The sequence below is a fragment of the Shewanella litorisediminis genome (assembly GCF_016834455.1).
GTDB lineage: Bacteria > Pseudomonadota > Gammaproteobacteria > Enterobacterales > Shewanellaceae > Shewanella > Shewanella litorisediminis.
On the sequence record NZ_CP069213.1, the window covers coordinates 708488 to 734028 of the forward strand.

The 25541-nt window shown below is 55.1% G+C and carries 17 protein-coding genes; 11 read left to right on the top strand and 6 right to left on the bottom strand.

Annotated elements, in window-relative coordinates; translation table 11 throughout:
* The first annotated feature begins 57 nt into the window (after positions 1 to 57).
* The 7 genes from JQC75_RS03130 to JQC75_RS03160 all read left to right on the top strand — a co-directional run bounded on the left by JQC75_RS03130 (position 58) and on the right by JQC75_RS03160 (position 11918).
* On the top strand, positions 58 to 1122 hold the full coding sequence (locus tag JQC75_RS03130; RefSeq protein ID WP_203326044.1) for an efflux RND transporter periplasmic adaptor subunit: 1065 nt from the start codon (positions 58 to 60) through the stop codon (positions 1120 to 1122).
* The gene (locus JQC75_RS03135) at positions 1122 to 2204 is read left to right on the top strand and encodes an efflux RND transporter periplasmic adaptor subunit (protein WP_203326045.1); all 1083 of its coding nucleotides are present in this window, start codon (positions 1122 to 1124) and stop codon (positions 2202 to 2204) included. The genes JQC75_RS03130 and JQC75_RS03135 overlap by 1 nt, the downstream gene beginning before the upstream one ends.
* A 9-nt stretch (positions 2205 to 2213) precedes the next feature.
* Positions 2214 to 5300: an efflux RND transporter permease subunit gene (locus JQC75_RS03140; RefSeq protein WP_203326046.1), complete on the top strand. Its 3087-nt coding sequence runs from the start codon at positions 2214 to 2216 to the stop codon at positions 5298 to 5300.
* 327 nt (positions 5301 to 5627) lie between these two features.
* The gene (locus tag JQC75_RS03145) at positions 5628 to 5963 is read left to right on the top strand and encodes a cupin domain-containing protein (protein ID WP_203326047.1); all 336 of its coding nucleotides are present in this window, start codon (positions 5628 to 5630) and stop codon (positions 5961 to 5963) included.
* A 112-nt stretch (positions 5964 to 6075) separates the two neighbouring features.
* The gene (locus JQC75_RS03150; RefSeq protein ID WP_239002070.1) at positions 6076 to 7995 is read left to right on the top strand and encodes a peptidase U32 family protein; all 1920 of its coding nucleotides are present in this window, start codon (positions 6076 to 6078) and stop codon (positions 7993 to 7995) included.
* A gap of 140 nt (positions 7996 to 8135) precedes the next feature.
* The gene (locus tag JQC75_RS03155; protein WP_203326048.1) at positions 8136 to 8513 is read left to right on the top strand and encodes a PH domain-containing protein; all 378 of its coding nucleotides are present in this window, start codon (positions 8136 to 8138) and stop codon (positions 8511 to 8513) included.
* Positions 8514 to 8888: 375 nt separating this feature from the next.
* On the top strand, positions 8889 to 11918 hold the full coding sequence (locus JQC75_RS03160; protein ID WP_203326049.1) for a TonB-dependent receptor plug domain-containing protein: 3030 nt from the start codon (positions 8889 to 8891) through the stop codon (positions 11916 to 11918).
* 69 nt (positions 11919 to 11987) lie between these two features.
* Here JQC75_RS03160 and JQC75_RS03165 read toward each other — a convergent pair whose 3' ends face one another.
* Together JQC75_RS03165 and JQC75_RS03170 are read right to left on the bottom strand one after the other, a co-directional pair.
* Complete coding sequence (locus JQC75_RS03165) at positions 11988 to 13163, bottom strand: AAA family ATPase (RefSeq protein WP_203327105.1); 1176 nt, start codon at positions 13161 to 13163, stop codon at positions 11988 to 11990.
* A 60-nt stretch (positions 13164 to 13223) separates the two neighbouring features.
* Entirely contained in the window at positions 13224 to 14744 is a 1521-nt protein-coding gene (locus JQC75_RS03170; protein WP_203326050.1) for a DUF3612 domain-containing protein, read from the bottom strand.
* Positions 14745 to 14901: 157 nt separating this feature from the next.
* Between JQC75_RS03170 and JQC75_RS03175 the strand changes: the two genes are divergently transcribed.
* Positions 14902 to 15474 carry an aldolase/citrate lyase/malate synthase family protein gene (locus JQC75_RS03175; RefSeq protein WP_203326051.1) on the top strand — a complete coding sequence of 191 codons (573 nt, stop codon included), beginning with the start codon at positions 14902 to 14904 and terminating at the stop codon, positions 15472 to 15474.
* 126 nt (positions 15475 to 15600) lie between these two features.
* On the opposite strand, the gene JQC75_RS03180 is transcribed toward JQC75_RS03175, so the two are convergent.
* From JQC75_RS03180 to JQC75_RS03190, 3 genes are all read right to left on the bottom strand, one after another.
* Positions 15601 to 16275 carry a glutathione S-transferase family protein gene (locus JQC75_RS03180; RefSeq protein ID WP_203326052.1) on the bottom strand — a complete coding sequence of 225 codons (675 nt, stop codon included), beginning with the start codon at positions 16273 to 16275 and terminating at the stop codon, positions 15601 to 15603.
* Between the two features lie 56 nt (positions 16276 to 16331).
* Positions 16332 to 16622 (bottom strand): antibiotic biosynthesis monooxygenase family protein, encoded by a 291-nt coding sequence (locus tag JQC75_RS03185; RefSeq protein ID WP_203326053.1) that lies wholly within the window; start codon positions 16620 to 16622, stop codon positions 16332 to 16334.
* An 83-nt stretch (positions 16623 to 16705) separates the two neighbouring features.
* Positions 16706 to 18505, bottom strand: a complete 1800-nt coding sequence (locus tag JQC75_RS03190; RefSeq protein WP_203326054.1) for an aminopeptidase P family protein — start codon at positions 18503 to 18505, stop codon at positions 16706 to 16708.
* 361 nt (positions 18506 to 18866) lie between these two features.
* Here JQC75_RS03190 and JQC75_RS03195 point away from each other — a divergent pair, with 361 nt between their 5' ends.
* Both JQC75_RS03195 and JQC75_RS03200 read left to right on the top strand, forming a co-directional pair.
* Entirely contained in the window at positions 18867 to 20048 is a 1182-nt protein-coding gene (locus JQC75_RS03195) for an MFS transporter (protein ID WP_338055092.1), read from the top strand.
* Between the two features lie 86 nt (positions 20049 to 20134).
* Positions 20135 to 20911: an ROK family protein gene (locus tag JQC75_RS03200; RefSeq protein WP_203326055.1), complete on the top strand. Its 777-nt coding sequence runs from the start codon at positions 20135 to 20137 to the stop codon at positions 20909 to 20911.
* 68 nt (positions 20912 to 20979) lie between these two features.
* Here the strand turns inward: JQC75_RS03200 and JQC75_RS03205 are convergent, their stop codons facing one another.
* On the bottom strand, positions 20980 to 23721 hold the full coding sequence (locus tag JQC75_RS03205) for an ankyrin repeat domain-containing protein (RefSeq protein WP_203326056.1): 2742 nt from the start codon (positions 23719 to 23721) through the stop codon (positions 20980 to 20982).
* Between the two features lie 471 nt (positions 23722 to 24192).
* Between JQC75_RS03205 and JQC75_RS03210 the strand changes: the two genes are divergently transcribed.
* On the top strand, positions 24193 to 25410 hold the full coding sequence (locus JQC75_RS03210; RefSeq protein WP_203326057.1) for a M24 family metallopeptidase: 1218 nt from the start codon (positions 24193 to 24195) through the stop codon (positions 25408 to 25410).
* The last annotated feature ends 131 nt before the right edge of the window (positions 25411 to 25541 follow it).

The following is a 25541-nucleotide window of genomic DNA, read 5'->3' on the forward strand; positions in this document are numbered from 1 at the left end:
ACTGTTATCCTCTTAGTGGTTCTTTTTAATACTGTTGCACCTTTACAGGAGTTTCCCATGAGCAAGCTCAGGCCGTTTCCCGGGATAGGTATTGCCGCAGTGCTGGGAGCCCTTTGGTTCCCATCTGCCTCGCAGGCCATGACCGGCGAGGCCCCCCGACCGGTTAAGGTCAGTCAAATTACATTGGCAGACGGCATGAATCAGAGGTTGCTGCCGGCAGAAGTCAGGGCGTCGGAGCGCGCTGGCCTCTCATTTCGGGTTAGCGGTGAGATTCAGCAAATCAATGTCAGACCCGGTGAAGAGGTCAAGGCCGGTCAGGTTTTGGCGCTGCTGGATCCTGCGCTCTATGAGCAGCATCTGGAGGTCGCTAGGGCGCAATACGAGTTGGCCAAGGTGCTGTATGAACGCAACCTCAGCCTGGTGGAACAGGGGGTGGTGTCGCGCAATGACTTTGACAAGTCCAAGAGCAATTTTGATGTGGCCGAGGCTGCCTTTGATAAAGCGCAAGTGGAGTTGGCCTATACCCGCCTTTTGGCACCTTATGATGGCGTGATTTCCAAACGCAACAAACGGCAGTTCGAGTTTGTCAGAGCCCAGGAAACCGTATTGGGCATTCGTACGGAAAATCAGATCGATGTGAGTTTTCAGTTGCCTGAACAGTTTATTGGCGCTATTCAGCGTTATCAGGGAGATACGACAAAGATACTGCCGCCGGAAGTTCGCTTTGATAGCCGCGATGCCTGGTTTACCGCAAAGCTGAAAGAAATGAGCACAGTTGCTGACAGTGCAACCGGCAGTTATACCGTGATATTGACCCTGGCAATGCCGGTGGATTTGAATGTGTTGCCGGGTATGTCTGCATTGGTGAGGGTATCGCTGCCGGCAAAGGAGCTTGATGTTGGTTTTGACGTACCTGAAGGTGCTCTGGTGACAGAAGCCGGGCAGACGTTCGTGTTTCGCTGGTTGGCCGAGGCTGACAAAGTCGAGAAAGTCCCAGTGAGCATCAAAGACGGCAAGTTGGTGTCTGGCCTGAATGACGGTGACTTTTTGGTGATAGCCGGTGCTGATGAACTTAAGGATGGTCAGGCTGCGGTGCGTTGGGTCAAGGAGCGGGGGCTGTAATGAAAAGGTCATTGATCATTATTCTGGTATTGGTGCCTGCACTGTGGTTGTTGGGCTGCCGTCAGGCACCGGAAATTGCAGATAAGCCAGTCAGGGTGTCGGTATATACCATTCCCGCACTCGACCATCAGGTCAACCGTGTTTTTAATGGTGTGGCTCGGGCGCAGGATTTGACGGCGCTGGCCTTTCGAGTCGAGGGCCGCATCGCCCGGATCATGGTGACCAAGGGGCAAGCTGTAAAGGCCGGAGATGTGCTGGCAATTCTGGAGAAAAAGGACTTTCAAATTGTGCTCAATGATCGTAGAGCGCGGTTGGACGTTACCCGTAAACAAGCTGAGCGCTCGAAGGTTCTGGTGGATAAAAAGTTGATGGCGCAAGCCGAATACGACCAAATGAATGCCGAGTATCTGGTCGCGCGTGCTGAGGCACGCCAAGCCGAACTGATGCTGGACTATGCAGAGCTCAGGGCGCCCTTTAACGGGGTGATTGGCGATGTGTTCCTGGAGTCGTTTGAAAACGTACAACCCGGCACGGCTGTGATGAGTATTCATCGAACCGCACAAATCGAAGTGGATGTGCAAGTGCCTGATTTGTTAATTGCGGTTTCTCGAAAAGCCGATCCCAAGCAGCAAAAGCAATCTTTCGATGTTGCTTTTGAAGCCTTTCCGAACGAAACCTTTGTCGGTCGCTTGCTGGAAGTGAGCACTGAAAAAGACCCTGTCTCCCAAACCTACGTAGCAACCATTGCCGTGGACTTACCCCCTGGTGTCAAAGTGCTCGAAGGCATGCCTGCTAAGGTCACGGTGGACTTGGGTAAGGTCACTTATACCTACAGCCGAGAATACCTGATCCCGACGGGCGCGGTCGTGATGCGTGATGGCAGTGATATTGACAAGCAGGATGCAGGGGTGTGGCTATATGAGCCACAGACTGGAACCGTGACATTCAAAAACGTGACCTTGGGCGTGATTGTCGGTCAGCGAATAGAAGTCAGGGCAGGTCTTGCCGATGGCCAGCAAGTGGTAGTGCAGGGGCAGTCACGCTTGGTGGATGGCCAGAAAGTTGAACTAGTTCAGGGATAAGGACAGACCATGAGTGTTGCAGGCTATTTTGTCAAAAACTCTGTCATCAGCTGGATGTTTACCCTTATCCTGCTGGTTGGCGGTAGCTTCGCCTTCTTGGGGTTGGGGCAGCTCGAAGACCCGCCCTTCACCATCAAGGATGCGGTAATTGTAACCCTGTACCCGGGTGCGACCTCCACGGAAGTAGAGGAAGAAGTCACCTATCCGGTGGAAAAAGCCATTCAGGCACTGCCTTATATTGATAAAATCAAGTCTCTGAGTACCTCGGGACTGTCGCAAATCACAGTGACCATGAAGAACAATTATGGTCCTGATGAGTTGCCGCAGATCTGGGATGAGCTCAGACGCAAGGTTAATGATATGGCGGCAAGCCTGCCGCCTGGCGCCCAGCATCCCATGGTTAACGATGACTTTGGCGATGTATATGGCATTATGCTGATGATCTCCGGTAAGGATTATAGTTACCGAGATCTCAAAGACTATGTGGATTACGTCAAGCGTGAACTGGAATTGGTGCCTGGGGTTGGCAAGGTATCCTTGGCCGGTGAGCAAAAAGAGCAAATCTTCGTCGAGATGTCGCTTAATAAGGCAGCCAGTTCCAACCTGGATCCGAACCTTATCTCCGATCTGCTTAATTCGCAGAACATGGTGTCCGATGCCGGTAATATTCAGGTAGCCGGAGATAACCTGCGTATTCGGACCAGTGGTGGTACCCGATCGGTAGAGGAATTGCAGGAACTCATTATCCCCGGTACCGCGGGTGATAAGCTTATTTACCTTAAAGATGTGGCTACGGTGCGCCGTGGCTATCAGGAAATCCCCACCAATGTGCTCAGTTATAACCGAGAGCGTGCCATCAGTCTGGGGATCTCGTTTTCATCGGGCGTCAATGTGGTGGCAGTAGGTAAGGCCGTCGACGACAAATTGGCTCAAATCGACTCAGCCCGTCCTGCAGGCATCAAAATAGAGACCATGTATAACCAGCCGGTGGAGGTGGACAAATCCGTCGGCAGCTTTGTGTGGAATCTGATTGCTGCCGTAGTGATAGTGATAGGTGTGCTGCTGTTCTTTATGGGTGTGAAAAGCGGCATCCTGATTGGCCTTATCCTGTTTTTAACCTGTTTGGGCACCTTTGTGCTGATGTTGCAGGCTGAAATTGAACTGCAGCGTATTTCCCTGGGGGCACTTATCATTGCTTTGGGGATGCTGGTGGATAACGCCATTGTGGTGGTAGAAGGCATTCTGATTGGCCGCCAGCAGGGCAAGAGCACCCTCGAAGCCTCCGAAGCTATCGTGAAGCAAACCATGTGGCCACTGCTTGGCGCCACTGTGATTGCCATTACCGCCTTTGCCCCTATAGGCCTGTCGCCGGACGCTACCGGTGAGTTTGCTGGCTCGCTGTTTTGGGTGCTCTTGTTCTCCCTGTTCCTTTCCTGGATTACGGCTATTACCATCACACCGTTTTTTGCCAGTCTCTTCTTTGGCGAAAAAGGAGAAGCGCAGCTTGAAGGCCAAACCAAAGACCCTTATGCCGGCGCCTTTTTCACGTTTTATAGGGTCATGCTGGATATATGCATGCGCTATCGCTATGTGAGCGTGCTGGCTGTGGTATTGGCTTTCGTAGCGTCTGTGGTCGGGTTTGGCTATGTGAAGCAGTCGTTTTTCCCCCCCTCAACAACCCCCATCTTCCTGGTGGATGTGTGGCTGCCTGAAGGGACAGATATCCGCGAAACCCAGCGCATAGTCACAGCCATGGAAGACAAGGCTGCGCAGCTGGCCGATGTGGAGTTTGTAGCCTCCACCGTAGGCAAGGGTTTCCCCCGATTTATGCTGACCTATGCCCCTGAAAAGAATTATGCCTCTTACGGCCAGATAGCCATTCGCACCAGCGCGTTCGATACCCTCGAGGGGGTTATGACCTTGTTCCGCCGCGAAATGGAGATTGGGTTCCCGCAAACTCAGCTCAAGTTCAAACGGCTTGAGGTTGGTCCCTCGACCGATGCCAAGATTGAGGCCCGGATCTCCGGCCCGGATCCGGATGTGCTCAGAACCCTGGGGGCAAAGGTTCAGGCGGTATTTGCGGCTACGCCGGGCACGGTCAATGTGCGCCATGACTGGCGTGAGCGGGTGAAATACATAGCACCCAAGTTCAATGAAACCCAGGCCCGGCGATTGGGAGTTGTCAAAAGCCAGGTAGATAGGGCACTGAAGTTTTCTTTTGCCGGCACTCAAATTGGGGTGTATCGCGAAGGTACCAATCTGCTGCCGATAGTGGGTCGTTTGCCCGATGATGAGCGGGTCGATATCGAGTCACTGGAGAGTATTCGCATCTGGAGTCCGGTGCTGAAAACCTTGGTACCACTGCAGCAGGTCGTGGATGGCTTTGAGGTGAAATTTGAAGACCCCATTATTCAGCGACGTGACCGCAAGCGCACCCTGACGGTGTTTGCCGATGCCGACTTTGAATACGATATTTTGCCCGCAGAGCTGTTTGCCCAAATGCGTTCCAAAGTCGAGGCCATCGAAATGCCGCCCGGTTATGAACTCGTATGGGGCGGTGAGTTTGAATCGTCACAGGATGCGCAGGAATCGCTGTTTGCCACCTTGCCGATGGGCTTCCTGTTTATGTTTTTGGTGACGGTATTTTTGTTCAATTCTGTTCGTAAGCCCCTGGTGATTTGGGCCTGCGTTCCTCTGGCCATTATCGGTATAACTCTGGGTCTGTTGGTGCTCGATAAACCCTTCAGCTTTATGGCCTTGCTGGGGATGCTGAGCCTCTCTGGGATGCTGCTGAAAAATGGTATTGTGCTGCTGGACCAAATCAACCTGGAAATCAACGAGGGTAAGGAGCCTTTCCAAGCGGTGTTTGAGTCCACCGTTAGCCGCGTCAGACCCGTGTGTATGGCTGCCGTCACCACCATTCTGGGGATGCTGCCCCTGATCACAGACGCCTTCTTTGAGTCCATGGCGGCGGTGGTGATGTTTGGTCTTGGGGTCGCGACAGTGCTCACCTTGCTGATTGTGCCGGTGTTTTACATCATCTTCTTCAAGATACCCTATCGCTCTTTCAGCGAGTTCCAAAAGTCTGCCCAATAATAAAAGGCTTTTTCAACCCTCCTTAAAGCGGCCCATTCGGGTCGCTTTGCTATGTTTGTTCAGGCTTGCTGAGTGCTGTGGGGGTTGCGATTTATCAGCAGCGATGAGCTTGTAAGCTTTGGTTGAAAATTGAGCAGGATTTGGCCCCGTGATAGATTTGGCCACCTATACACCTCAGATGTTGTCGAAGGACGATGGCAAACAACAAACTTTCTCAGGAAGACATGGAAAGCTTCAGAGAGCCTTTTTCTCTGGCGCCGGGGGAGGACTTACCCCTCACGAGGGGATTGATGGCGACTTATACCAAACGCTGGAGTAAAGCTGACCATGGCTAACCTTCTAACTGAGCTTCCAGAAAACCTCTGTGAGGAAGTATTCGAAACCCTGATAAGGTCTCCGTTTTGCCGAATCGAGCGCATTGTCTCCTTTGGTCACAGCACGGCAGAGGGCCAATGGTACGATCAGGATGAAGATGAATGGGTAGTGCTGCTCAGTGGCAGCGCCGTGCTGGCCTATGATGATGGCAGTCGCCTTGCGCTGGCGCCCGGCGACTATGTGAACATTCCCGCCCGTGTGCGTCACAGAGTCGAGGCGACCGACCCTGCCATCCCCAGCGTGTGGTTGGCGGTGTTTTACGGTGCATCCGCCCAGGTTGATGGCTGATTATTTTTTGTTCGCCGCCTCATAAGTCTTTTCTGAAAGATTGGCTCTGCTATACTCTGCGTCCGATTTTTCTACCGGGCTATTCAGTCAGGCCAGCAGACGAGTTTGATTCATGAGTACAGAAGGCGTTGAGATTTTTATTCCCGGCAAACCTCAGGCCCAGGTGACCCCTGAGCCGGTGAAGCTTGCCGATAATAAGCTGGAGTTGTTGGCTCCCGCTAAAAACGCCGATTACGGAATTGAAGCCATTCGCCATGGCGCCGATGCGGTTTACATTGGTGCGCCCGCCTTTGGCGCCCGCCATACCGCCGGTAACAGCATTGCCGATATTGCCCGTCTGTGTGAATTTGCCCACCGCTACCATGCGCAGGTGTTTGTTACAGTAAACACGATTTTATTTGACTCTGAGCTGGAAGACGCCCGCAAACTGATTTGGGATGTGTACGAAGCCGGTGCCGACGCCATTATCGTGCAGGATCTGGGCCTGCTGGAGTTGGACTTGCCGCCGATTGCGCTGCATGCCAGTACCCAGATGGATAATCGGGTGCCGGAAAAGGTGGCCTTTTTGGAGCACGTCGGCTTTTCCCAGGCGGTGCTGGCCCGTGAACTGAGCCTGAGTCAAATCCGCGCCGTGGCCGCCGAAACCAACATGCGGCTCGAGTTTTTTATCCACGGTGCCCTGTGCGTGGCCTTCAGTGGCCAGTGCTACATCAGTGAAGCCTATACCGATAACCGCAGTGCTAACCGTGGTGAGTGCTCACAGCAGTGCCGTATGCCGGGGAATCTCAGCACCCGTAAGGGAGAGGTGATTGCCACCAATGAGCACATGTTATCGCTCAAGGACAATAACCAGACCGAAAACCTCGAAGCCCTGATTGATGCCGGCATTCGCTCATTCAAGATTGAAGGGCGCCTGAAAGACTTAAGTTACGTAAAAAACGTCACTGCCCACTATCGTCAGCAGCTCGATGCCATCATGGCCCGCCGCCCCGAGTTTGAGCCATCATCCCACGGCCGCTGCAGCTACAGCTTTGTGCCGGACCCTGACAAAAGCTTTAACCGCGGCAAGACAGATTATTTCGTGCACGACCGCAAGCCGGGCATTGCCGACTTCCGTACTCCCAAGTATCTCGGGATTGACGTGGGTAAGGTCAGCAAAATCGCCAAAGACCACATAGTGGTGGATTCCAATGCAGAGTTTAATAACGGTGATGGTTTGGGCTTTTTTGCCAAAAACTACGAAAAAGCCCGTTTGTCAGACGACAAACTCACCGGTTTCCGGGTAAACCGTGCCGAGGGCAATGTACTCTATCTCAAGACGGTGCCGGAAGACTTGCGGGTCGATGTCACCCTTTACCGTAACCACGATCAGGCCTTTGAGATGTTGCTGGCCAAAGAGTCGGCCGAGCGTCTGGTGACGATTAACTTTGCCCTGGCCGAGCGGGAACAGGGGCTGGCATTGACTGCCTTTGATAACCATGGCCATTCGGTGACAGTGACCGCTGACTTCGATAAGCAGCAGGCCAATGACATAGCGCGTAATTGCGAAGGGCTGAAAAAGAATCTGGGTAAATTGGGCAATACAGATTTCAGCCTCGGCGAGATTGATCTGGGTGATGCGGCAGGGGTTTTCGCGCCTGCGTCGGTCATTAATAATCTGCGCCGCGACGCGGTGGAGGCGCTGAGTCAGGCCCGTATCCAGGGTTATCAGAGGCCGACTCCCTGGGAGCGGGATGACAGCGTGCGTTACCCCCAGCGCAGCATGACTTACCTCAGTAACGTCTCTAATCAAAAGGCCAAAGACTTTTATACCCGCCATGGCGTGGTTTCTATCCGCGATGCCTACGAAGTGCGTCCGGTGAAGGGCGATGCCCCTTTGATGATCACCAAGCACTGTATCCGCTACAGCTACAACATGTGCCCCAAGGAAGTGCCGGGGATTAAGGCCGACCCGCTGCAGATGGAACTGGGTGGCAAGGAGTTCAAGCTGGTGTTTGACTGCCACAAGTGTGAAATGCTGGTGGTGGGCTAAGCCCCTGTACCATAAAAACGGCGACCCTGGGTCGCCGTTTTTCTTTCTGCGCTTTTTCTTTCGGCGCTTTGTATTTCAGGCGATGGGCCAATGCGTTAATCTTGCATGACCACAAACCGGTAACATAACAGGAGGTATTAATGGGATTTTTGGATGCCCTGATGGGCAACGCCAGTGAGGTGGACCTGGGCAAGTTAACCGCCGAACTCTCGCCTATCCTTGGCGACAATGAAGAGTTGCAACTGGCCTATAAAATGGTGCGTGACTTGTTTGTCTTTACCAGTAAGCGATTGATCTTGATAGATAAGCAAGGGGTAACGGGCAAAAAAGTGAGTTATCACTCCATTCCCTATAAGGCCATAGTGCATTTTCAGGTGGAAACCGCCGGTACCTTCGACATGGATGCCGAGCTGAAGCTGTGGATCTCGGGTCAGCACGAGCCGCTGGTAAAAGAACTCAAGCGTGGCACCGACGTGGTGGGTATTCAGAAGACCATCGCCCGTTACGCACTGGGTTAACTCTTATTCCTCCGCTTAAGGCCACCCTGAGTGGCTTTTTTTGTTGTTATGTGGCCCATCCATCAGCACCCAAATACGCCTCTATTTAATCTCTATCCCCTCAATCCCTCACCATGTGGCACAAGCTTAAATGTATTTAACTATATGAAAAATAGATAATAGATTTTAAATAGAGATAAAAGGGGGATAGAAACGACACCCGCTGAATTGCCCGGACTCCGCTGGCACCGTAAAACCTCAATTGCCGTTAGCGCTTTGTTAACAAGGTTAATAAAGATTGCGGAAGGGAGGGGGCTTTGGCAACTGACCAGAGTCTTTGCGCGTAATAAAAAAGTTCAGCAAAACACTGCAAGAATGCAGGGAAGGGTGAGAAGCATGAAAAAGACCATTCTGACATTGGCCATTCAGGCTGCGGTTTTGGGCGGCATGTCCATGACTGCACTGGCGGCCGACGAGGTTGAAGTTTCCCAGGTTAAGGGAAATCAGCCCCAGCAAAGCGCTGAAACCGAACAGCAAACCATTGAAAAAATTTCCGTCACTGGTTCACGCATCAAGCGTGACAGTTTTTCCGTTGCCACACCTCTGGCAACCCTGGACAAGGGCGCCATTGAAGATGCCGGTATTGGCTCTCTGGCGGCCATTCTGGTGGATGAGCTGCCACAGGTAGCAGAGGGCGTCAGCAACGCCAACTCCCAATCCAGCGTGCAAAACACGGGTCTGTCAACCATCGACCTGCGTAATCTGGGCACCAACCGTACCCTGACTCTCATCGATGGCCGCCGGGTGGTATCAAACAGCTATTCAGGCAACTACGTCAGCCTTTCCACCATTCCCAGCACCTTTGTCGATAAGGTTGAAATTATCACCGGTGGTGCCTCGGCGACCTATGGTTCTGACGCCGTGGCCGGTGTGGTAAACATTATTACCCAGCAAGATCAACAAGGTGCTAAGTTCAACGTCCGTGGCGGCACCACCGAAAAAGGTGGTGAAGAGATGAGCGTCGATGGTGACTTTGGCACCCTGTACGCGGATGGTAAGGGTTATCTGTTTATGGCCGCTTCTTACACCAAGGAGTTCGGTCTGGACTACTGGGACAGAAATCGTGCCCAACAGCAGGAATCCTGGTCTTATGATGACAAACGCATGTGCAACACCATGCTGACCGAGACCTACGATACTGCGCTGAAAACCAACGCCCAGTGTATGCGGGATATCACCCAGGCAGATTGGCGCGATTTGAACGACTCGATTCCCGGTGGCGTATTCAACGAAGCCAGCAGCCTGCGCCCAGATGCCGGCTTCTGGTATGACGGCCAGACCCTCCGTGATGACTGGCACGAAGAAAAGTACGGTATCCACTTTGCACAGTATGATTGGCTGAAAGTACCTGAAGACACGGTCGCAGCGGCAGTGAAAACCGAGTATGACTTCGATTCCGGTGTTCAGGCGTATTTCCAGCTGCAATATAGCCGCAACCACTCAGAAAACCCCAAGTCGCCAGAAAGCTCTGATGAGAATGAATTTGCGCTGGTCCGTAACCCTGCCACCGGTGAGTTTGTTGAAGAGTACGTGGGCCGTATTCCGAAAAATAACCCCTTTGTACCCGAGGCCATTTTTGAAGGCGCCAGCTCCCGTGGTATCACCTGGGACAGAAACTTCGCCGAAGTGGGTGCCATCGTTAACGAAAACACCCGTACCACCTATCGCAGCTGGGCCGGCCTCAGGGGCTTTGTGTGGGATAACTGGGAATGGGATCTGTCGGTGGGCTACGGCAAGTTCAAGCAGGAGCAGGAGCGCCAGAACGAAATCAATGTGCTGAAACTGCGTAATGCGTTGCAGGCCGAGAAACTCGCCGATGGCACCATTCAGTGTATCGATGCCGATGCCCGTGCCGACGGCTGTGTGCCCGTAAACCTGTTCGGTGAAGGCTCAATCAGTGCCGAGGCCGCAGACTATATCCGCGCCAACCCAACCATCACCACTGATATCAGCATGACCAACGTGCTGGGTTATGTCACTGGCGATCTGTTTGAACTGCCTGCGGGCCCGGTGGCATCTGCGTTTGGTTTTGAATATCGCCGCGACACCCAAAGTGTCGACACCAACGTGCCAAACGGTGGTGTAACCTTCAACTATGTCCCTACCTTTGAAGGTGATGTGGATGTCTATGAAGCCTTCGGGGAAGTGTCGCTGCCGCTGCTGCGTGACATGACCGCGGTACGCAATCTGTCGATGGATTTGTCCCTGAGGGTTGCAGATTACAGCTGGTCTACGACCGATCTGATGAAGAGCTACAAGGCCGGTATCGTGTACGAGCCCGCAGAGGGGTATATGGTTCGCGCCAACTGGGCAACAGCCCAGCGTGCCCCCACCATCACCGAACTGCTGTCGCCTCCACGGGGTGACTACGATGGCTTCGATGACATCTGTGATGGCGTAACTGCCACTTCTACCGGCCCGGGCCACGACAATTGCCGCCTTGAGCCTGGCATTGCTGCCGCCATTGCCGCCGATGGCTCCTTCAAGGATGAAAACAACGGTTATTCACCCAACGTTGGTAACCCTGATCTGCAGGAAGAGTCGGCTGAAACCTTCACCGTCGGTGTGTCCATGGCACCTTCTTTCATCGAAGGGCTGCGTGTTGCCATCGACTACTATGACATCTCGATTGAAGATGCCATGACCAGTCTGGGCAATGAAGACATCATCGGCTTCTGTTACGCCTCGTCCTTGCCCTATGGTGGTGACAACCCCTTCTGTAATGATGTGAAGCGCGACGGTGAAGGGCAGATCATTGAGGTGCAGCAGCGGGTTATCAACGCCGATGAAACCAATACCAGTGGCTACGATTTGGCGCTGGATTACCGCTACGATATGGATGGCTGGGGCTCGCTGAAGCTGAAACTCGACTGGAGCCATGTACTGGATTACAGCATCACGGCAACCGGCCCCGATGGCCAGTTTACCGACAGCTACGTGGGCCTGCTGTCTTCTGGCATCTTCGAAGACAAGGCCTCAGCATCCCTGAGCTGGTATCTGGAAGACCTGCGTATTCGCTGGAGCGTCAAGTACAAGAGCAGTGTGCGTCGCAGCCAGTCTGCCCATGAAGATTGGGAAAAAGACATCGCGGCCAATGCGGAGAACTGTGCTTCCGGCAGCGCCAGCTGTGTAGAGAACCCAGAGCCACTGTGGGGTAACGAACTGCCATCGGTAACCACCCATAACCTCTCGGCCTCTTACAGCTTTGACGTGGGGCAGGACACCGAGATCCGTCTGTCAGGTGGCGTCAACAACCTGTTTGACGAAAAAGGACCGTTCGTGATTGGTGGCAGCGGTAACTACGACAGCCTCTACGGCGGTGGCGTGGGCCGTTACTACTACCTGGGTGCCGAGCTGAAGTTTTAAGGTTGGCGATACCCTGGTGATTGCCTGAAGGCAAGGCCGCTTCCCACATCTCCCGGGAGGCGGCCTTTTTTATCTGCTGTCCAGGCGCCAGTTCCAGCCGGGAGTCGTAAGTAAATCCTGGCCGTACAGCGTTGTTTCCCCGAGCGTCTTTTCCAGCATCAAAATCTGGCAGTTTTCATCTTCTGAGAGCGCATTAATCAGCCGCTGGGCATGGGAAACCACCCACAGCTGACTTTTACCCGAGGCGTGGCGAATCAGCCGTGCCAGTGCGGGCAGCAGATCCGGGTGCAGGCTGGTCTCCGGCTCGTTCAGTACCATTAGGGCGGGTGGTCTGGGGGTCAGCAGTGCTGCAGTAAGCAGCAAATACCTTAAGGTGCCGTCGGAGAGCTCGGCGGCTCTCAGAGGCCTTAGCAGCCCCTGCTGATGAAAACGCAGTTCCAGCATGCCACCTTCCAGCGCTGCGATGCTCACCCGGGCGCCGGGAAAGGCGTCGTCCACCGCCCGGTGCAGGGTTTCACCCTGGCCAATCTCAAAAATGGTCTGGATGGCGCTGGCCAAATCGCTGCCATCGTGGGCCAGTACCGGAGTGCGGGTGCCCAGCTGCACTTGGCGGGCTGGCGCCGCAGCATCGGTGCGAAAGTGATCGTAAAAGCGCCAGGCGCGGATATCGTCCCTCAGGCACAACAGCTCAGGTGCCTTATGCGGATCGGCAAGTTCAGTAAAGATGCTGTCGCTCAGGGGCAGGTGCTGACTGAGCACTTCCCAGCGCCCTTGAGCATCGCGACTTTTTACAACATGACCACGACGTTCAATTAAGGCGCTGGAGGGACGGTACTTGGCGCCGTGCCAAATGGCTTCGCGCTTGATTTGTGGGTCGAGGCCAAATAGGGTGGTGCCGTCAGGCTTTGGTAACCCAAGCTCAATTAGATAGCTGTAATCTGTTCCTGCAAAGCCGAGGCGAACCCGTTTGCTGTTTTGCCGCACGGTCGCTTCTATGGGGTATTCCCCTTGCTTTACCGCGCGGCTGAAATGTTCAGGCCCTGCCCAAAAACAGGAGTCTATGCCGCCTTCACGCGCCAGTGCCGAGGTCACGCCGCCCTGTGCGGTCAGAGCAAGTAGTCGTAATGCCTTGTATAGATTGGATTTACCGCTACCGTTTGGACCTGTAACTAAGGTGAGTCTCCCAAGAGGCATTACCAGGTCCCGCAGGCTGCGGTAATGTTGAATGGCTAAGGTGGTCAGCATAAAGGTACCGGCACGGTGAAGAGGGCTCCAGTGTGCCAGAGGTGCCACGCAGGCACCAGTCTACCTGCCCTGACATTGGCCACCATAACAGCTGGGTTTGCGTGGGCACACATTCCCCCGGGAGCAGATCAATCTGGCACCCTTGTCGATACCACGCTCCACCCAATTGATGTTGAGAATCCGGGCAATGCTCATCAGCTGACGTTTGATGGCAGTGGGAATTTCCCCCTGACCGCCAGAGGCCACACAGTGGTCCTTCAGTGCCTCGGCGAGACTTAAGGCATCTGTGCCCTGGGCATCGATGGCAGGGTTCAAATCTATTCCCGCGCAGAGCACATGGTGGTTCCCGGCAAGGTCCACCACCTTGGTGGATTCACAGCAGTAAATGCGTGGGCTGCCACCCACATCCAGAATCGAAATTTGCGCCGAGCTGCCATCGGATGGCTCGCTTATCATGCGAAACACCGCCCAGTGCTGGCAGGGATCCGGCACCTGACGCATATTGCCCCAGGGCAGGGGAATGCCGTTACCCCGGTAAACCGCTTTGAGCTTGCCCGGGGCATAGGCATCGAAGTAATGCCAGTGGGGATAGGGCGATACCACAGTCATACGCCGCATGGCCACCGAGGCAGACACACCGATTTTTTTATGGGTATCAATTTCATAGCCACCCCGCTCCAGTAGCTGACGGAAAGGCACCTTGGGGCAAAGCAGCGCACCGGCAAAGAAGCTGGATTCAAAGTCGCGCCAGGCACTCAAGATATCCTGGGCATTCACGGTGGAGGATATATCTGCATCCTGCTCGCTGGTTCCTATGCCGCGTCCTACTGCCAGCACATTTTTCAGTCCGTCCTTGTTGTGGAGCACACAGTGGCCTATGTGCACCGCCAAATCGTATTTGAGGCGCTCGGGATTTTTCTTCAGGGCCTCATTGATAAAGATGGTGGAGGGCGGCTCGAAAAAAGACGTCACCAACTGATGGGTGGACACACCGTTATCATCAATCTGATCCTGCGGCGGCTCTTTGAAAAAGCGAATCTTCATGCCCATGTGTTTGCAGATGGCAGTCAGGTCGTCGCCACTGAGATTCAGGCGCTTGTCCCCCACTTCTTCTGCGGCACGTTCCAGGTCGGGGAAATGATTCTGGTGATGCTCCTGATGGGCACGGATCAGCAAATGGGCAAACTGACGACCGCTGATCCCGGTCTGCGACAGCATTTCGGGGATAGCAATCTGCAAAATATCCTTTGAAAACAAAAAACCAGGCTCCAGTGCCATGCCAAGGACCCCACCTCTGCGGCCCTTGTTCGGAGTGATGGCATCCTCTTCGGGTGCATCATCCAAAAACCAGTCGGGTGATTTTTCAAATACCTTGGCAATCACCGCCAGCATGGCGGCGCTGGGCACCCGTTTTCCCCGCTCTATCATCGACAAGTAAGACACAGATGGCGCCGACTCAGGATCCACACGTACACACCGTGACGAGAGGTCTTCCATGGTTAAGTGGTTGCGCTTCCTTAAGTTTCTGATCTTAGTGCCTAAGAAGTGGGACTGGCGTATCAGGCTTTTTTCACTGGTCATTTTGTAAAATTCACATTGTAAAATTTTTATTGTGAAATTGTAGTAAAAAATAACATAGACTAAAAATCAAGCGAAATTAACCGGCCGCCCAACACATTCAACCGGCACAGTTTTGCAGTAAAGCCCAGAAGACAGCTAAGTGACCGAGGATAAGGCAATGAACATGACCATGATGAATACTCAAAATCAGCAGCAACTGCATCACTTCATCGGGGAAGCCATTGCCGCTGTGGTGAATGGCGCCAAACGGGGCGTAAGCCTCGAGAGTGCAACCGAGTTTCTTGACCAGCGTTTTCCGCTGGCGCGGGGCAGTCACAAGATGGTGAAGAGCTATGTGGTTTACTACCAGCACCTGCTGGCCTTCTTTGAAGATGGCAGCCACAGTGGTCTGGAAACGCCTTCTCAGTTTGTCGCCCTGTGCGGTCATAAAGAAGAGCCCTGTGCCATCCTGCTCAAGTCAGGTGGTATCCATGTGGAGTTGACCCTGGATAAAAATGGTCGCATGGGCAGTGCCAATCCGGCCCATATCGAGGATATCCAGGTTGAGTCGCCCGGCTTTTGCCTGCGGGACAGTGAAGGCTGCGCCACCGAGGCCATCAGTCAGTGCCGCAATTGGCTGAGCCTGCTGCATTCTGCCCCCTGTGATGAGGATTGCCGTCAGCGCACCGAGCGTCGCTTTACTGCAAAAGATGGTGGAGAGTATCGGTTGGTGTCACTGGGACTCTTTTAACAAAGGTCATGGTGTCGACAAATCCAAAGGCCCGGATTAACCGGGCCTTTGTGTTTGAGTGGGCGGGAGTTGTAAGACCGCGCCTGGTACTGGCCTCGGAGAAGGGTCAGCCGTAACAGGTATCTATCATTGGTCCAGACGCAAATCAGACACTATTTCTCCTGCATCACGCACCTCCTGTTCATGGGCCTCATCACGCCAGGGCTCGGCCAGTGCCGCCTGATACCAGCTCTGCATGCCCGGCAGGGCCAGCAGGGTGGCAACATAAGCTTCAGAGGCCGTCGACAGCTTTGGCCCATAACTCTGCGCCCTGAAGGCAACCGGAGCAAAAAAAGCATCCACGGCACTGAAGTTCTTTCCGCCAAGGAAGGGGCCGCCGAAGCGGGTTAAGCCCTGTTGCCACAGCTCATCCATACGGGCCCATTCGCGCTCGAGTGCATCCGTCACCGCGTGCAGCTTAACCCTGATGCCACAGTTCATGGTGCAGACGGAGCGAATGGTGCCAAATCCTGAGTGCATCTCTGCCGCCGCACAGCGCGCATAGGCGCGAGCCTGTTTGTTCTCGGGCCAGACACCGGCGTGGCTTTCGGCCAGATATTCGAGAATCGCCAGCGAATCCCACACCGGCTCGCCATTGTCCAGCAGGCAGGGCACCTTGGCAGTGGGGGAGAAGTGTTTGAAGTCGCTGTCGCCAAAGGGCACCAGTTTTTCTTCGAAGGGAATGCCCAGCTCGGTCAGCAGCAGCCAGGGGCGCAGCGACCAGGATGAATAGTTTTTATTGGCGATATACAGCGTCAGCATGATGAACTCCTTGTCAAAAAGACTGTTAAGTCATTGGGATATACATAGGGGCTGGTTTAGCCTGCGCGGTAGCTGCGTTTCAGCTCCAGCACTTCCACCTGATAACTTTGATACCAGCGTTTGGCGCCAGTTTGCTGGGCTACCCGATGCAGGGCGTCCTGTTTCCAGGCGAGAATGTCGGCTTCGCTGTCCCAGTAAGAGATGGCGATTTCCTGCGCCCCTTCGGTCACGGCAATAAAGTCGCGGCAGCCATATTTCTCGAAGGCGAGCTGCCTGAGTTCGGCGGCCATGGCGCTGTATTGATTATCGCGCTTGCTGACGGTGGCTTTAAAGATGACGGCGTACATGTTGCTCCTGCTCTGTGTTGGTGACTCAACCCTGCTCGGGACGGATCAGAGGACAATAAAAAAGCGCCCGCAGGCGCTTTTTATCAGATAGCTTGGGTGGCCTTCGTCAGCCAGACCAGCTCGTCACCGGACATCAGGGGCGACAAGGTGCTGTATACCTTGCTGTGGTAACAATTGAGCCAATTCACCTCGGCCTCGGTCAGCAGCGCCTTGTCGATAAGACGGGTGTCGATGGGGATAAGGGTGAGGGCTTCAAACTCATAGGTTTCGCGCTCGGCGCCTTTGAGGGCCTCGCAGTGGCGCACCACAATCAGGTTTTCGATACGAATACCAAAGCCATCGGCGCGGTAATAGCCGGGCTCGTTGGACACCACCATACCGGGCAGCAGCGCCACGGCATTGCTGTTTTTGGCGATACGCTGTGGCCCCTCGTGCACACTCAGGAAGTGGCCAACACCATGGCCTGTACCATGGTCGTAATCAAAGCCGTGTTGCCACAGGTACTGGCGGGCAAAGGCATCCAGCTGTTGGCCCGTGGTGCCCTTGGGGAAACGGGCGCAGTCCAGCGCGATATGGCCCTTGAGTACCAGGGTGACCATTTTCTTTTGCTCGTCGGTGACCTCGCCTATGGCCAGGGTGCGGGTGACATCTGTGGTGCCATCCAGATACTGGGCGCCCGAGTCCACCAGATAGATGCTGTTCATGGTCAGTTTGGCCGGGGTGCCATTGTTGTGGTTGTAATGGCACATGGCGGCGTTGGCGCCGGCAGCGGAGATGGTGTCAAAGCTTGGCTCGCGGTAGCGTGGGTCTTCCAGGCGGAAGCTCTCGAGCTTTTCTGCCAGTTCGGCTTCATCGTACAGACGACCGGCTGCCACTTCAGCATCGAGCCAGGCGAGGAAGCGGCTCACGGCCACGCCGTCGCGCACATGGCATTCACGCATGCCCTTGAGCTCAGATGCATTTTTGGCGGCCTTGGGCAGGGCAACCACGTCCATGGCTGCAACGAGTTTGGCACCGCCTTCGCGGGCGGTGAGCTGGCTTGCTGCATTGGCACTGTTGGGGTCGGCCAGCAGCTTCTTGCCGGCAAGACTCTTAAGCGCCGTATTGAGCTCAGATTCAGCGTGCACTGTTACGCCATCGCCCACGTGGGCGGCGAAACTGTCAGGAACTTTGGCTGTATCCACAAAAAGCTGCATGCGGCCATCCTGCCACAGCAGTGCAGAGCCCAGTACCACAGGCAATCTGGGCACATCAAAACCGCGGATATTGAGCAGCCAGCAGAAGGAGTCCAGCGCCGTGATAAGTGCCACATCACCCCCGGCTTTTTTCACCAGGAGGCCGGTTTCGGCACGTTTTTGCGCACTGGTTTTACCGGCGTCGGCATCACTGAACAGGTGCAGGGGCTTTATCTCGGGCACAGGTCGGTCATGCCAGTGCTTATCAATGGGGTTTTCGCCCACGGCAACGAGCTCGATGCCGGCTTTATCCAGCACCGCCTTGGCTTGTTCAAACCAGGCCAGAGTATGCATACGGGCATCGAATCCCACCCGGGCGCCTTCGCTCAAATTGTCGGCGAGATACTGGGGCTGAGGGGTATCGGTGAGGCTTTCATAGGCATACAGGCGCTCGTCTACCTGATCGCGCACCTGCACCGTGTAGCGGCCATCAACAAAGATGGCGGCGGTCTCTTTCATCACAATCGCCATACCGGCGGAGCCGGTAAAGCCGGTGGCCCAGTGAAGGCGCTCATTATGCTCGGGCACATATTCCCCAAGATATTCGTCGGCGCGGGGGATGATGAAGGCATCGAGTTCATTGGCGGCCATTTCAACGCGAATGGCATCGAGGCGCTTGGAGATTTCACTGCTGGCGACTGCTGACATGGGTGACCTTTTCCTGACGTTTTGCTTGTGAGTGGGTACTTGTTCTGAGTACTTTTGATGCGCCCGGGTAGTGTCCCGTGGCTTATAAATATGCGCCGATTATCGCAACCCACACACGCAGCTGCAAGGCAAGGCAAGATGAAAATGCTTTGAGGCCCCGGAAAGCCCGGGCACAGGTTACTGCTGCGGTTACCCTGTCATCGTCTCTGGGGCATGCCTTGACGCCGGACGTCGGGCAGGGGATATTCGTAGCTTCTTTTTTTATCGGCTTCATTTTGGCAGAAATATCATGGCGTTTTCGGCTTGGTTTCGCACAACTCCCCTTATGCTGATGGGGAAACTACAAGGATGGCCGCGCAATGTGTGGTTATTGACGCTGGCCCAGGCCCTGTCCATGAGTGCAACCCCCATCATGGTGCTGCTCGGTGGTTTGGTGGGCGCAAAGATAGCGCCCTCGGCGCAGCTCGCCACCGCGCCCATCGCTGTGATGATCCTTGGCCTCGCTGCCGCCGTGGTGCCCGTTGGTCTGCTTGGCCGCAAGTATGGCAGGCGCAGGGTGTTTTTATTGGGCAGTATGCTCGGCACCCTGGCAGGATTAACGGCGGCCCTTGGGGTATATCAGAACGACTTTGTGATTTTCTGTGTGGGGGCGCTGCTGCTTGGGGCCGCAGGCGCTGTGGTGCAGCAATACCGCTTTGCAGCCATGGAAGCCGTTGACCCCATCAAGGCGCCAAGGGCCGCCTCCCGGGTGCTGCTGGGCGGTCTGGTGGCGGCCTTGCTCGGCCCTGAACTTGCGGTGCTGGGCAGTGCGCTGATTGATGGCAGCTATGCCGGTGCTTTTTTGCTGCTGTCGGCCATTGCCCTGTGCGGCGGTTTGGTACTCCTGGGATACCGCAATGAGTCCCAATGGCAGGGTGATGCCACCACCATAGAGCCTCAGACCGAGCGCCCCCTGGGTGAGCTTTTGTCCCAGAGCAAACTCTGGGTGGCCATTGGCGGTGCCGCCATCGGCTACGGCATGATGAGCCTGATTATGACGGCGACGCCGCTGCACATGCACCACATGGAACACCACTCACTTGCCGACACCAAGTGGGTTATTCAGAGCCATATCATCGCCATGTATTTGCCTTCATTTGTCAGCGGTGCTTTGGTGGCCCGTTTCGGCCATGGCGCCATGATGATGGCGGGCCTTGGCGCCTATGCTGCGACCATCATTATGGCGCTGTCCGGCAGCGAGCTGTTGAACTACTGGACGGCGCTGGTGCTGCTCGGCGTAGGCTGGAATTTCCTTTTTGTGGCAGGGACTTCGCTCTTGCCTTCCTGCTATCGCGGTGCCGAGAAGTTCCGGATACAGACCTTCAATGACTTTGCGGTATTTGGCTTTCAGGCCATGGCGTCGCTGGGGGCTGGCGCCCTGCTTACCAGCCTTGGCTGGCAGGTATTGCTGGTGGCCTGCTTACCCTTTATCGGAGTGCAGCTGATGCTGCTGGCATGGTGGAAGTTGAGCAAAAGCAGGGTGTTACAAGGTGGCAACAATTGATTTATTCAATTACCAGTTGATGACACTATGATAAACTTCACTATCCCTGCTCGGGGTCAGAGCAGGGCGTATCAGTGGAGTAAATGATGCAAACATTGACACTTGATGTGGGGGGAACCAACGGCCTGTTTGAACTCAGGCACGAAGGTCATACAGAACAATATAAATTCCCCACCGGTGATGGTTTCTCTATCCGGGATTTGAACGAACAGATCCAGGCCTTTGAACAGGACTTTGCGCTGGAGCATTACCGGCTGGCCATTGGCGTTCCGGGCCTGGTGCGGGATAACCGTTTGGTTACCTGCAAATCGCTGCCGGGACTGACGGGGTTGCACCCTTCTCAAATCCACTGCAGCGGCGAACTCGCCTTTATCGTAAACGACATGGATGCAGGCATTCAGGCCATTGCCGAGCCGCGCCATGATTGCGAGGTATTGGTGATGTGCGGTGCCGGCCTTGGTATGGCGATTGCCATGAATGGCCAGGTGTTCAGCGGCGCCAGCGGCTTTGCCGGTGAGTTGGGGCATTGCCGTATCATGACCGAGGGTGGTGAGTTCAGTCTGGAGCAATTGGCCTCAGCCGAAGCACTGCGTGGTCGTAAACAGGTGGTGGGTGACGATCTGAATCGGGCGGGAAGGCATCTGGGGATGGGACTGGCGTGGGTGGTTAACCTTTTCAATCCCAATCGTATTTATCTGGCAGGCAGCATGATGAACAGCGCCGATTTTTACAAGGGCTGTATTGGCGCTCTCAAAAACATGGCATTGGGTGCGCCCATGGCCAACTGTCAGGTGCACAGGGTCGATGACATGGAAACATTGGTGTGCCGCGGGCTGGCCACCATGTTGGATAAAAAGCGCTGATCCAATCTGAGAGTCACATCCTGAGATAAAAAAACGCCGCAACAGCGGCGTTTTTTTATTGGCTGGTTTTATGCTCTTAGCCGGGGCGGTGCCAGCGGGATATCCATGGCTTCATCATCCCAGCTCGCCATAAAGCGCATTTCATCTTCCGCCCGGCTGACATTGCCCTGGGGGGTGAGCAGCTGGGGCAGCGACTCCAGGCTATCCCGGCGCTGCTTAACACTGATAACCAACGCCAGTGCCCACCATGCCGCTATGCCAATGCCCAGCGCCGGTAACCAGTCCCTGGCAAAAGACCAAACCAGCCCCAGCGCCAATGCCGAGGGCAGCAGATACCACATGGTTACCCGGCCCAGTCCCAGGGTGAGCTTGTGCAGCCGATACCAAAAACCACCCGGTTTGAGGGCCGTGAGGTCCAGTCCGGGAGCCGGTATGCCAAGGGCGTGGAAATAGTCGAAGGCGCTCTTGCCTTTTTTATTCAGCACTTCGGCGCTGGCGCCCGCCTTAAGCAATATGGCTGCGCTCTTGTGACTGAGCATGAGAATGGCGCCCATCAGCGGCGTTTGCCCGTGCAGGTTTTGGCTGTCGAGCACACTGCCTGCGGCAATTAATTGCGAGCACAAATCTTCATCGTGCATGGCGCCCATACGCGCGGCCAAATGCAGTGGCGTATCGCCGTCGGCATCGTTGCCATCCTCAAGGGATAACCCAGCCTGCAGCAGGCTGGGGATGAGACGGCCGTGGCCTCGGTAACAGGCGATGTGCAGCAGCGACTCGCCCTTAAACCATTCCTGGGCATCGGCGCCCTGCGCCAGCAAATACTCTGTCAGTTGTCTGTGACCATTGGCGACGGCGAAATACAGCGCGCTACAGCCCTCACGGTCACTGGCTGGCAGGGTTGCGCCCCTTTCCAGCAGCAACTGCGCCATGGCCAGATCACCAAGATAGGCGGCATAGCACAGCAGCGGCGCACGCCCATGGGGAAGCAGGGGTTCACGCAGTGCTTCGGCCTCCTGACGCAGTCGGCTTAAGGTGCCCAAAAGCACTTCGAGGCTGCGATGGCTTGCCCGAGCAGAGCGGCTGGGGATTTTCAGGGTGTCATTGGCTTTGGCGCCAGCATCCAGCAAGCGGCGGGCGATATCCAAATGCCCCCTGGATACTGCAATGGCCAGCGCAGTATTGCCATCATGGTCTTTGTGGTCGAGGGGCTGCTCCCTGTCCAGCAAAAAGGCGACTATGTCGCGGGCACCATGGCGACAGGCGTGCAGCAGCAGGGTGTCGCCCTGATGGTTTTCCGGCTGTTTGTTTCGAAGCCGCAGCCAGGCCTGCTCAAATCCCTGGGTATCCCGGTAGGCAATCAACAACCAGATGTATTCGTTGACCGGCAAGTCGAACAGCGCCCTGTGGAATACCTGATGCAGCGCCACCTCATTGGGTCTTTGGTGCAATAGGGCTTCAAACACCGTTTCGCCATCAACGTTGGTTTCGGCGGGATTCTCACCCGCATCCAGCAGCATACGTGCGGATTCGGGGCTCAAATCCTCCAGATAATCGTGTAGCAGGGGGCTACGATAACGGGTTGGCTTATTAGCCTTTAAAAGTATTTCTAAATTTTTCAGTGCTTTGTGGTGGATTGCCGTGCCAATGGCGCGATTGTGGTCGAATAGCCGTATACGATTGGCCAGAATGGCAATGAGTCTTTGGGCCCGGTCGTCGGCCACCAGATATTCCACCAGATCGGCCACGCAATCATCTATGTCCAGCATCAGGGCTTCGGCCTTGAGCAGCAGATAGGCCACCAGGCGAAAGGCACCGCTGGAAGCGGCACCCTGCAGGAGTTCCACCATATCATCGCTGTTATCTTCAAGCTTCAGTCCCCGGCTTTCCAGTAACTTAAAGCCCAGCAGATTGTCGACCTGGGTACAAAGCCCCGCCAGCACCATCAATTGATCGTAATTGAGGTTTAAGCCCGAGAGCAGCCGTTGCAACACAGGTTGGTCCTGATGGCGGATGGCGACTTTTATGTGCTGCTCAGTGCTTCCCGAGTTGTAAATCCCATGGGGGCGAAGGAAGGGAAACCCCTGACGGTGAAGTCTGGCGGCCAGTTCATAGTCCAGCGCAAACGCATGCCACAAAATGGAGCCACCATCCGGCAACCTGTGGTGGGATGGCCAGCCCTGTTGCAGCAATACCTCAATAAAGGGAGCCAGGCGTTTGTCATTTTCGGCGAACAGGCGCGTCATCAGGTCTTGCCCGTTGCTGTCGATTTCCTCCGGGTTGGCGCCCTGTTCAAGGAGCAGGGTAAACATCGACAGGCTGCGATAATGTACGCTGGCATAGATAAGTGGCTCATCGCCAAGGGGCGCATTGGGGTCCAGGCCGGTACTGAGAAGCCTCGTGAGTTCGGCCACATCCTGGTTTCGCACAAGGGTATCCAGCGTATCTTCGGGCAGGAAACGCGCCAGCAGGCTGTCGAGCTCACCGGGAGTGGGTCTGACACCGCGATAAAAGCAGCTGTCAAAACTGGCATCCAAGGCGCCGCAGCGGGCATGCACCTTGATAAATTCAACGCCGAGGGCTTTGCTGGCACGCATCAGCCGATAATTGATACCGCTGTCGCTGTGGATGTCCAGTCGCAGGTGATTACTGAAGAGTTTGAGGGACGAGATGTGTTCACCAGGGGTTAAACACCCGGAAAGCCCGAGGGATTCAAGCGCCTGCTCCGGTGGCAGGGTCGCCATGGTCTGCCGGATGCGTTCGCTGTCGTTGCTCGACACGCACAGGCAGTACCTGAACCAATTTGCCGACATGGCGCCTTCTGACACTTTGTTCCCCCAGTGACGGTTGCCCTTGGCCCGGCAGAATCTGCGGCCTGTGCAACATTGGCGTCACAATACTCACAAGTGCCCTGAATGGCAACCGAATTTGCCTCTCAAATGCCATGAATACAGCCCTTTTGGGCCCTTGCCTGTGGTGTCTGACACACGCCTCTGACCTGGGCTTTTGCTTGGGAGTAAGGCAGAGTGACGGCGTGGTCCGGATTATCGCCGCTGGGTGTTATGGCAGGCAAACCCTCACTTTTTAAAGCATGACGGCACCGCATTCAACGTCACCGACACCAACAAGATCCGCCAGCCGATAGCCTAAAGCTGACCTCTGTATTCTCAGATTCTCCGCCCTTGAGCAGAATGAGGGTTCATTATTTGTATACTTTATGCTAAAAATGCGCATCTGAACGGGACCCTATTGGCCCGAGGCAACAAATGACGCAAAGGTGAAGTATGACCATAGGTGTAGGTGGGCTCTCGGCCGAAGAGGCCCTGGCCAAGCTCAGTGATATGACAGCCGGTACAGGCCCCATAGAAGTGAGTGAGTTTCAACGGCGTATCCATAAGGCGCAGACATTGATGAAGTCACTGGGTCTGGATGCGGTTTACCTCAACGCCGGCACCAATCTTTACTACTTCACCGGCACCCGCTGGTATGCCAGCGAACGCATGGTGGGGGCCATTCTGCCCGCCGAAGGACAGCTGGAGTATATAGCGCCGGCGTTTGAACTCGACACCCTCAAAGGCTATATGGCCATCGTGGGGGAGGTGAACACCTGGCATGAAGACGAGAGCCCCTATCAGCTGTTTGGCGCTGTGCTTACTCGCCTTGGCCTGGGGCAGGGTCGGGTAGGTATGGATGAATCGGCCGCCTTTTTTATCAGTGAAGGTATTCGTGATGCCAATCCCGAACTTAGGGTGGTGAGCGCCAGGGCCGTGACTGCCGGTTGCCGGATGCAAAAATCTGCCGCCGAACTTGCGTTGATGCAGCGCGCTAAAGATATGACCCTGGAAGTGCACAAGGCCGCTGCCGCCATGCTGCGCCCGGGCATTACCGTCTCTGAGGTGGAGGCTTTTATCGATTCTGCCCATCGCAGAGTGGGGGCGCCAGCCGGTTCCTATTTCTGTATCGTGCTCTTTGGTGAAGATACCGCGTACCCCCACGGCGTGAAAAATCCCAAGGCGCTGGAAGAGGGGGATACGGTGCTGATTGATACCGGTTGTCAGCTTTATGGTTACAACTCAGACATCACCCGTACCTATGTATACGGCACCCCAAGTGCGCGCCAGCGTGAGCTGTGGAACCTGGAAAAGCAGGCGCAGGCAGCGGCTTTTGAGGCAGCAAGATTGGGCGAGCCCTGTGGCAGCGTCGATAAAGCGGCGCGCAGTGTGCTGGAGGCCGCAGGCTTTGGCCCCGGCTATGCTGTGCCCGGTCTGCCGCACCGCACCGGCCATGGCATTGGACTGGATATTCACGAGTGGCCTTATCTGGTTGCGAATGACACCACGCCGCTGGCGCCGGGCATGTGTTTTTCCAACGAGCCCATGCTCTGTGTACCCGGTGAATTTGGGGTGCGCTTGGAAGATCACTTTTACATGACGGCGTCGGGGCCAAAGTGGTTTACCCAGCCTTCTTACTCCATTGATGACCCGTTCGGACTTGAGGTCTGATCAGATATTCAGTGCGGCGCCAATCGGCGCCGTTTGTTTTTAACTTAATGAATAAAATAGATATTGTTTAATTCTTTCACTCCAGCCTATATCCATTTCCCGCTGAATTTCATCAAAACAGATAGCGTTAT

Coding starts and splice junctions, on each gene's coding strand:
- JQC75_RS03130 (WP_203326044.1), top strand. CDS start 58: ATGAGCAAGCTCAGGCCGTTTCCCGGGATAGGTATTGCCGCAGTGCTG.
- JQC75_RS03135 (WP_203326045.1), top strand. CDS start 1,122: ATGAAAAGGTCATTGATCATTATTCTGGTATTGGTGCCTGCACTGTGG.
- JQC75_RS03140 (WP_203326046.1), top strand. CDS start 2,214: ATGAGTGTTGCAGGCTATTTTGTCAAAAACTCTGTCATCAGCTGGATG.
- JQC75_RS03145 (WP_203326047.1), top strand. CDS start 5,628: ATGGCTAACCTTCTAACTGAGCTTCCAGAAAACCTCTGTGAGGAAGTA.
- JQC75_RS03150 (WP_239002070.1), top strand. CDS start 6,076: ATGAGTACAGAAGGCGTTGAGATTTTTATTCCCGGCAAACCTCAGGCC.
- JQC75_RS03155 (WP_203326048.1), top strand. CDS start 8,136: ATGGGATTTTTGGATGCCCTGATGGGCAACGCCAGTGAGGTGGACCTG.
- JQC75_RS03160 (WP_203326049.1), top strand. CDS start 8,889: ATGAAAAAGACCATTCTGACATTGGCCATTCAGGCTGCGGTTTTGGGC.
- JQC75_RS03165 (WP_203327105.1), bottom strand. CDS start 13,163: ATGCTGACCACCTTAGCCATTCAACATTACCGCAGCCTGCGGGACCTG.
- JQC75_RS03170 (WP_203326050.1), bottom strand. CDS start 14,744: ATGACCAGTGAAAAAAGCCTGATACGCCAGTCCCACTTCTTAGGCACT.
- JQC75_RS03175 (WP_203326051.1), top strand. CDS start 14,902: ATGAACATGACCATGATGAATACTCAAAATCAGCAGCAACTGCATCAC.
- JQC75_RS03180 (WP_203326052.1), bottom strand. CDS start 16,275: ATGCTGACGCTGTATATCGCCAATAAAAACTATTCATCCTGGTCGCTG.
- JQC75_RS03185 (WP_203326053.1), bottom strand. CDS start 16,622: ATGTACGCCGTCATCTTTAAAGCCACCGTCAGCAAGCGCGATAATCAA.
- JQC75_RS03190 (WP_203326054.1), bottom strand. CDS start 18,505: ATGTCAGCAGTCGCCAGCAGTGAAATCTCCAAGCGCCTCGATGCCATT.
- JQC75_RS03200 (WP_203326055.1), top strand. CDS start 20,135: ATGCAAACATTGACACTTGATGTGGGGGGAACCAACGGCCTGTTTGAA.
- JQC75_RS03205 (WP_203326056.1), bottom strand. CDS start 23,721: ATGTCGGCAAATTGGTTCAGGTACTGCCTGTGCGTGTCGAGCAACGAC.
- JQC75_RS03210 (WP_203326057.1), top strand. CDS start 24,193: ATGACCATAGGTGTAGGTGGGCTCTCGGCCGAAGAGGCCCTGGCCAAG.